The 8021-nt window shown below is 46.5% G+C and carries 7 protein-coding genes; 5 read left to right on the forward strand and 2 right to left on the reverse strand.

The window, feature by feature from the left end:
- Positions 1-444, reverse strand: a 444-nt coding sequence (locus tag QF669_09070) for a 3-hydroxyacyl-CoA dehydrogenase NAD-binding domain-containing protein (protein ID MDP6457580.1), incomplete at its 3' end; no start/stop codon positions are given.
- Between the two features lie 249 nt (positions 445-693).
- Here QF669_09070 and QF669_09075 point away from each other — a divergent pair.
- From QF669_09075 to dacB, 5 genes are read left to right on the forward strand one after another with little or no spacing between them, the layout of a single operon-like run.
- The gene (locus QF669_09075) at positions 694-1959 is read left to right on the forward strand and encodes a DUF1015 domain-containing protein (protein MDP6457581.1); all 1266 of its coding nucleotides are present in this window, start codon (positions 694-696) and stop codon (positions 1957-1959) included.
- Positions 1956-3041 carry an alanine--glyoxylate aminotransferase family protein gene (locus QF669_09080; GenBank protein MDP6457582.1) on the forward strand — a complete coding sequence of 362 codons (1086 nt, stop codon included), beginning with the start codon at positions 1956-1958 and terminating at the stop codon, positions 3039-3041. The genes QF669_09075 and QF669_09080 overlap by 4 nt, the downstream gene beginning before the upstream one ends.
- Positions 3038-4612 (forward strand): phosphoglycerate dehydrogenase, encoded by a 1575-nt coding sequence (serA, locus tag QF669_09085; protein MDP6457583.1) that lies wholly within the window; start codon positions 3038-3040, stop codon positions 4610-4612. The genes QF669_09080 and serA overlap by 4 nt, the downstream gene beginning before the upstream one ends.
- 20 nt (positions 4613-4632) lie before the next feature.
- A complete protein-coding gene (locus QF669_09090; GenBank protein MDP6457584.1) occupies positions 4633-5964 on the forward strand; it encodes a DUF1343 domain-containing protein in 1332 nt (443 codons plus the stop codon).
- A 2-nt stretch (positions 5965-5966) separates the two neighbouring features.
- On the forward strand, positions 5967-7460 hold the full coding sequence (gene dacB, locus QF669_09095) for a D-alanyl-D-alanine carboxypeptidase/D-alanyl-D-alanine-endopeptidase (protein ID MDP6457585.1): 1494 nt from the start codon (positions 5967-5969) through the stop codon (positions 7458-7460).
- 57 nt (positions 7461-7517) lie between these two features.
- Here dacB and QF669_09100 read toward each other — a convergent pair whose 3' ends face one another.
- Complete coding sequence (locus QF669_09100) at positions 7518-7847, reverse strand: hypothetical protein (protein MDP6457586.1); 330 nt, start codon at positions 7845-7847, stop codon at positions 7518-7520.
- Positions 7848-8021: the final 174 nt, after the last annotated feature.

Here is an 8021-nt window from a genome sequence, read left to right on the forward strand (position 1 = left end):
AAGACAACGTTTCTTATTATCAATATTTTGGAAAATAATTTCCGGTCGCATATGGGAGGAGTTTGATAACAAAAGACATTGGTCATCACAAATTTTTTCTACCTGGTTGAAAATTATATTTTTTATTTTTTCATCTTCTGTTGCCGCTTCAAGAACGATATTCGACCCGGCTATCTTCTGATAGTCCGTCGTATATATGATACTATTCATCATTGATTGTGCCAGTTCATCCGTGAAAGCGCCGGACTTAACCCCTTGTCCCACTTTCTTCTCTATCTTACCCCGTGCAGCAGAAAGAGCCTCTTCAACTATATCAACGATGACGAGTTGGACATCATGACGAGCAAATACTTTAGCGAAATGGAGGCATATGTCGGGTCCAATCTGACCGGCCCCGATTACTGAAAGTTTATCTATTGCGAACTCTTTGTAGCTGAAACTCACGGTATTAGGCCGGCTTTCAAGAAAGTACAGGTCTGTTTATCGATATAAGTATAATCACTTGAATCCAAACTCTGCAAAATCGGGTATTCAAACACCCAGAAGGTCTGTGAACTTAGAAGTATTAATATATAATATTCTGACCATTTTATCACCCATTATCATAAACTGACATGGGAATAGCCCTTTTGATTATATTTGTTCTGCCTTAATATTTGTAGGCCAAAACGATATACTAAAAGCTCTTTTTTCATGCCAGACGTTCGACCTTTTAAAGGATATACTTACAATCTTGAAATCGTTGGCGATTACGCCAACGTCGCTGCGCCACCGTATGATATCATTTCGCCTATAATAAGAAAAAAGCTAAACGAACAATCCGAATATAATCTGGTCAATATTACTCTGCCACATTTGGATAATGACAGCAATCCAGCTGTCAATTCTTATGCCCGTGCTGGTGACCTATGGCGCCAGTGGCAAAAAGAAGGAATCGTGACACAATTACCTGAAGCTGGCATCTGGCGTTTGAGAGAAACATTCGTATCTCCTTTGGGTCAGAAGATGAGACGAACAGGATTCATCAGCGAACTGAGACTGGCACCATATACCACCAGTAATGTTGTAGGTCATGAACGGACGCATGCGAAACCAAAGCTTGACCGCATCAAACTGATGGAGGCCACCCATGCTCATCTCAGTCCTATCTTTTTTGTCTACCATGACAATCCTGAAGAGACTCGCAGACTTAACAAGGCGTTTGATGCCTATCCATCCGCCAAGTCGCGAACAGATTTTGGCAGTCCAGTCGATCTTGAGTTGACAGCTGTCACAGACAGTTCCTTAACACAATATTTTGAGAAAACACTGGCTGATCTACCTGCACTCATCGCCGATGGACACCATCGGTGCGAAGCTTCCCTGACATTCCATAGCGATAGTTCTCTATCTGAAGGACTCGATTCAGCCTATATTATGGCTTACCTGGTTCCCGCTTCATCTAAAGGTCTGGTCATCTACCCTACTCACCGCGGATTCCATTCCCTAAAGAATTTTGACGATAACTATTTCTACAGTCAGCTTGAAGAATACTTTACTTTTGGAGATAAAACGGCAAATCAAGATCTTCCCATCATGACTTACTTACGACCAGATCTGAAGCACGATGTAATAACGCTGAAAGAGGAAAAGTATCTTCAGCTGAAAAGTGAATTGAAACCTTCTTCTCTAGCCGATCTGGACGTAGTCATATGTGAAGAAGTAATTGTGAAAAAGATTTTCGGTCTTTCGGAGGACGATATTTCACATAAGAAGTACATTCACTACTTCCGCAGCGAAGACGAGTGTGCTGAAGAGATCAAAGACGGAAATGTTCAGATGGCCTTTTTGATGGCTCCTATGCCCATTGAATCACTACTTTCTGTTATGGAAAACAATGGCATCTTACCACAGAAATCAACCTATTTCTACCCTAAGTGTCCAACAGGATTAGTGATGCGCTCCATGGAGATGACATGAGCAGCCATTCAAAGCCCAAACTGTTTATCCCAGGGCCGACTCATGTAGAACAGGAAGTGCTTACCGCCATGAGCGAATACCCCGTTGGTCACCGCTCCGCTACTTTTTCAGAACTATACGATGACGTTATCTCCGGCGTAGCCAGGATTCTTTATACAGATAACCGTATCTATCTTGGGACTTGTACAGCCACAGGATTTATGGAAGCGGCCGTAAGAAATACAGTCCAGAAACGGTGTGCCAACTTCATCTGTGGTGCATTCTCTAAACGTTGGCATCAGATCACTAAGATGTGCGGCATCCTGTGCGATCCTTTCGAAGTTGAGATGGGCATGGCCAACAAGCCGGAGGCTGTTGAAGCAGCCTTGAGCACAGGCAGATACGACGCAGTCACCGTTGTACACAGCGAAACCTCGACAGGAGTCTTGAATCCTCTTGATGAAATCGCCGCCGTAGTGAATCAGTTCCCTGATGTGGTTCTACTGATCGATATGGTCACGTCAATGGCCGGTATTAAAACGAAAGTGGATAAACTGGGAATCGATGTGGCGTTGGCGGGAGTCCAGAAAGGATGGGGAATTCCGCCCGGAATCGCGTTCTGTTCCGTTTCAGACCGCGCCTTGGCGAAAAGTGAACAGACAGATAACAAGGGATTCTACTTTGATTTTCAAGTGATGGAGAAATATGCCAAAAGATCTCAGACACCAACAACCCCTTCCATTTCTCATATGTATGCTATGCAGACCCAATTGAACCGTATCTTTGACGAAGGATTGGACCAACGATTCGAGAGACATAGTAAGATGGCTGAAAGGGTCCGCAAGTGGGCGCGAGAAGAGTTTTCACTGTTTGCAGAAGAAGGTTATGAGTCGGACACGGTCACGTGCGTCCAAAACAGTCGCGGCGTTGACCTGACAGATTTGCTGGCGAGGTTATTGAAGAAGGGATATATGATTTCTGGCGGATACGGACCGCTGAAGGGAAAGACATTCCGAATTGCGCATATGGGTGATCTTCAATTGAGAGATATAGAAGAAATCCTCTCCGTTCTGGACGAAACGTTACTGGAAATGAATGTATGAAAGTCCTAGTGACGGATCCCATTTCGGACGGCGGCAAAGCAATACTTTCTGAGGCGAAAATCCAACTTGTGGATCTGGCTGACGGTTCATCGTCAGAGATTGAGGAGGTACTACCGGAGGTGGCTGGGTGGATCATCCGAAGCGGAACAACCGTGACAGCTGACAACTTAGATAGAGCCTCAAACCTGAAAGTGATCGGAAGGGCCGGCGTTGGAATCGATAACATCGATCTAAACGCCGCGACCCTCAACGGTGTTGTGGTGATGAACACGCCGGCGGCCAATACATTCTCAGCCGCTGAGCACACAATTGCACTTATTCTCTCTCTTGCGCGCAATGTACACAAAGGATACAGCAGTCTAAGCCAGGGGAAATGGGAACGGCAGAAACTGGTGGGTACCGAGCTGAAAGGAAAGACTTTAGGCGTAGTTGGGCTCGGTAAAATTGGCAGTGAAGTGATCAGACGTCTGCACGCCTTTGGTATGAAGATTGTCGGCTACGACCCCTTTATAAAAGCCGATAATTACGAACTCGACTATGTTGAGTTTCTTGATATAGATGAACTATCTAAAGTGAGCGATATTATAACGCTCCATGTGCCTAAGACTGACAGTACCGCTGACCTGTTCAATATGGCGCGATTCAAGACTATGAAGTCTTCAGCGATGATCGTTAATTGCGCCAGAGGCGGCGTCATTGATGAAGCTGATCTGAAGGTAGCTCTTGACAAAGAAATGATTGCTGGCGCAGCTGTTGACGTCTTTGAGAACGAACCGCCTCAGGAAAGTCCCCTCATAGATGCAAAAAATATTCTATTCACACCGCATCTTGGTGCTTCGACCTACGAAGCAAAAGAGGGTGTATCACGTATGATATGTGAACAAGTGAGAGACTTTCTGCTCGATGGATCAATAGCGAATGCCATCAATATTCCCATTTCAGATATATCGTTGCTGCAGACCATGAGGCCGTTCATCAGTCTAGCTGAAAAATTGGGACTCATGCATCAACAGCTTGCCACTTCACCAGCAGACCGTATCGTTGTGGAAACACATGGTGCTCTTCAAGACACAAGATTGATTACTCTTGCTTTTCTCAAGGGATTTCTTGAGATGATGCATGGCAGTGGCGTCAATTTTGTTAATGCATCCGCCGTGGCCGAGTCGCACGGAATCGATGTTCAAGAGATCTATGGCCACGGCTCGGGAGACTACTCAAATATCATTTCAACAGAAGTTTTTGCTAACGACCATTCCCTTAAGATTAAGGGAAGCCTATTCTCGGAAAAACACGCCCGGATTACATACTTCGACGGATTTCATCTCGATACAAATCCAGAGGGGAATCTATTGATAGTTTACAACAATGACGTCCCGGGTGTGATTGGAAAAGTCGGCACATTTCTTGGCAGGAAGAGAGTCAACATCGCCAATTATCAATTAGGACGAAAGAGCAAATCACGTTTGGCTATGGGTATTATTCGTCTCGATGAACCACTTGACGATACATCCATAAAGCAACTGGAACAGATCGAGGAAATCATAAAGGTTCAACAGATCAACCTCCAGTAGCCGTTTATCCGTAGAGCATAATGACATTCAGCGCCAGTCAAGCGTACCTTCGCATCTTCCTGATCCAGATTCTTCTATTCTTATGGCTACTATCCGCCGCCATCGGTCAGGACTCGCTTCCCCTCTATGGTGTTCATAAAGATCAGATAGAACAGTTTGGTAAAAAATTACCATCGACGGAAAAAAATCACATCCAGACTGGCCTGGAAAACCTTCTCGCGAACCACGCCCACAAATTAACAGGTAAACGGCTAGGAATCGTCACCAACCACTCAGGAGTGGGCAGAGATGGCAAGCCCATCTGGGAACTCATCGCCACTGTCCCCGGCACCAATGTAGTGGCACTCTTCTCGCCTGAACACGGTCTTTTCGGTGAAGCCGCCGGTGGAGAGAAGATTCAATATGGCGACTCTGTGGCAACGGCCCGCGTCTACAGCCTTTACGGCAAGAATCGTAAACCGAGCCTGGAAATGCTGGAAGGGATCGACCTTTTGCTCTACGATATTCAGGATATCGGCGCCCGCTTCTACACCTATATCACAACCATGGGACTGATGATGGAAGCGGCAGCCGAGGCCGATATTCCGGTGATAATCCTCGACAGACCGAATCCTCTCACTGGCATGCGTATCGACGGACCGATTCTTGATCTTGAGTTCCGCTCCTTCGTTGGTTACTATCCTATTCCCTTTCAGTACGGCATGACAGCCGGTGAACTGGCGCAAATGATTATATCTGAGAGGTGGATTAACTTTACACCATCACTTGAAGTAATTCCATTATTAGGCTGGTACAGAGCCTTTTGGTTTGATGATACTGACCTTCCGTGGATCGACACTTCACCGAACATTCCCGATCTCAATACAGCCGTGGTTTATCCCGGGATGGTTTTGCTTGAAGCTACCAATATTTCAGAGGGGCGTGGCACGGATCACCCTTTTCTCTGGATCGGTGCACCTTGGATTGATGGCACGACATTATCTCAGCAAATGAACAGAGCGACACTTCCCGGCGTCGCTTTTCGACCTGTTCAATTCACTCCCATCGTGATGAGAGGCAAAGTGATCAATCCGAAGTATGAGGGTGAAGTCTGTCACGGCGTTGAAATCAGAATTGTGGACAGGTCTGTCTTCCAGAGTGTGTGGACGGGGATTACTCTCTTGACTACTCTGCAAGCAAACTACCCGGGCAGACTGCGGATAAGGACAGAGGCATTGAATCGATTGACGGGATCAGATATGCTTTCAAGGGCTCTTTCAGCTGGCATGTCAGCTGAGGACATAGTGGCAGAATACTCGGATGCCCTGAAATCCTTTGATGCAAAAAGGGAGAAATACTTTCTCTACCGATAGTCATGATACTCGTTAAGTTTAGTCGCTGTCTCCCTCTCACCACGACAGTATTGCTGCTTTTAGCGTCGTGTTCGTTTCAGACTGTCCATCACATACCGCGGATAACGGCGGGACAGAAAGCTAACATTGCTAAAAGAATCGATGCCGCAGCCGCCAGTGTGGACAATAATCTAAACCTCGGAGTCATGGTCGTCTCTCCCTTGACTGGCGAAGTGATATATGAACACAATGCCGATCATCTCTTCATTCCGGCAAGCAATGTCAAGCTGTTTACCGCCGCGGCCGCCCTTCACTTTCTCGGTCCCCATTACCGCTTTATGACCAAGCTGTATACCAACTCAAAGAGTGAGAATCACCCCGATTCAGAGATCGCAAATCTTTATCTTAAAGGCGGCGGCGATCCCGACCTCACTGATCGTGAACTGAGCGAGATGGTAGAGCAGCTACAAATTCTTGGTATTAAAGCAATCCAGGGAAATATCGTCGTTGATAACACACTGTTTGATTCAGATCCTTGGGGACCCGGCTGGATGTGGGATGAGGGTGCTCTATGGTATTTCGCTCCTATAGACGCCATGAATCTAAACGATAATTGTGTGACTGTTCACGTACGGCCCGGCCCGAAAGAAGGTAGTCTCCCTCTTGTAAGTATTGATCCGCCTACAGCACATATATCGATTGATCTGAAAGCGACCACTGTAAGAGCGAATAGTGGCAAGAACAGCCTCAAAGTTCAACGAAGATGGAAGACGAAAGAGAATATAATCGATATCACAGGAGAGATCCCCCTCAATAGCTATTCAAGACAGTTCACGCGCTCCGTGGAAAATCCTGCTATCTATGCCGGTACTGTTTTGAAAGAGCTGCTCGTCGACGGTGGCATAACCGTAGGCGGACTGGTGTGGCAAGATACCGTCCCCGCAGACACTGTCCTTCTATCCTATCACAGATCCGAACCACTCTCAGAGTCTGTCAAGAATTTCCTCAAGATTTCTGACAATCTCACTGGGGAGGTGCTAGTGAAGACTGTCGGCGCTATAACCGATTCAGCTCAAGGCACATGGGCAAACGGTCTGAGAGCCATCAAGACATTCCTGATTGATGAGGTCGGCATCGATACCTTACGAATGGAATACGCTGACGGTTCGGGCGTGTCGCGATACAACCTTATCAGTCCAGACCAGATTGTTCAGCTCTTGCTATGGGCCCATGATAGCTTCAAGATTTATCCTGAATTCGTGGTGGCCCTTCCCATCGGTGGTGCCGACGGATCTCTGGAGAAGCGGATGATGTCGGAAAATCTGCAGCAGAAGTCACGTGCCAAGACGGGCACGCTGAGAGGAGTCAGTTCGCTGTCAGGTTATCTCACGAGTGCCGACAACGAAACGCTGGCGTTTTCTATTATGATGAACGGGTATACGGGAGACAGTGACCCCTATCGTGAGCTCCAAGATAGGATTGTTGCCATTCTGACGACTTTTTCGCGTACCAATTGATACCAGTTTTAGTGGAGCCAAACGGTATCAATGTCAATGCTTTATAATAGGCGGTGATCACTCCTCAGATTCCTCGGGCGTTCGCACCCACGACCGTCTGTCACGGAATCCCTTCACCTTCAGATCTGCCCAGTCATCGATTATCTCTTTCAGACGCTTTACCTGATCAGGTTCATCAGCCATTTTCTCTTCTGCCGATTTAATCAGTTCTTTCCGAAACTTCTGAACTTCAGCGTAGCTCATGACAGATTCCTCAGCCCACGACTCTTTCTCTTGGTGTCTGTTGCTTCTGTCGGCTTCTACCCTGTTCATCTGTCTGCTTCTGCCGAACATGAAAACCACAATCAAAATGATTAATACTACGGCTCCGATAGTTATTTCAGACATCTTTATCCTCCCGTCAAGACTCCATAACCCAGTACACCCACCCAATAAACGATAACCATGATTACCATAACAACCAGCGCTATTGGCCAGGTAATCGTCGCCATACGGATAAAATCTTTGGCATCTAACTGACCGCTGGCATAAACGATGGAACTTGCCGGTGTACCGATAACA

This window comes from Candidatus Neomarinimicrobiota bacterium (genome assembly GCA_030743815.1).
In the GTDB taxonomy this organism is placed as follows: domain Bacteria; phylum Fidelibacterota; class Marinisomatia; order Marinisomatales; family S15-B10; genus UBA2146.

Coding starts and splice junctions, on each gene's coding strand:
- QF669_09075 (MDP6457581.1), top strand. CDS start 694: ATGCCAGACGTTCGACCTTTTAAAGGATATACTTACAATCTTGAAATC.
- QF669_09080 (MDP6457582.1), top strand. CDS start 1,956: ATGAGCAGCCATTCAAAGCCCAAACTGTTTATCCCAGGGCCGACTCAT.
- serA (MDP6457583.1), top strand. CDS start 3,038: ATGAAAGTCCTAGTGACGGATCCCATTTCGGACGGCGGCAAAGCAATA.
- QF669_09090 (MDP6457584.1), top strand. CDS start 4,633: ATGACATTCAGCGCCAGTCAAGCGTACCTTCGCATCTTCCTGATCCAG.
- dacB (MDP6457585.1), top strand. CDS start 5,967: ATGATACTCGTTAAGTTTAGTCGCTGTCTCCCTCTCACCACGACAGTA.
- QF669_09100 (MDP6457586.1), bottom strand. CDS start 7,847: ATGTCTGAAATAACTATCGGAGCCGTAGTATTAATCATTTTGATTGTG.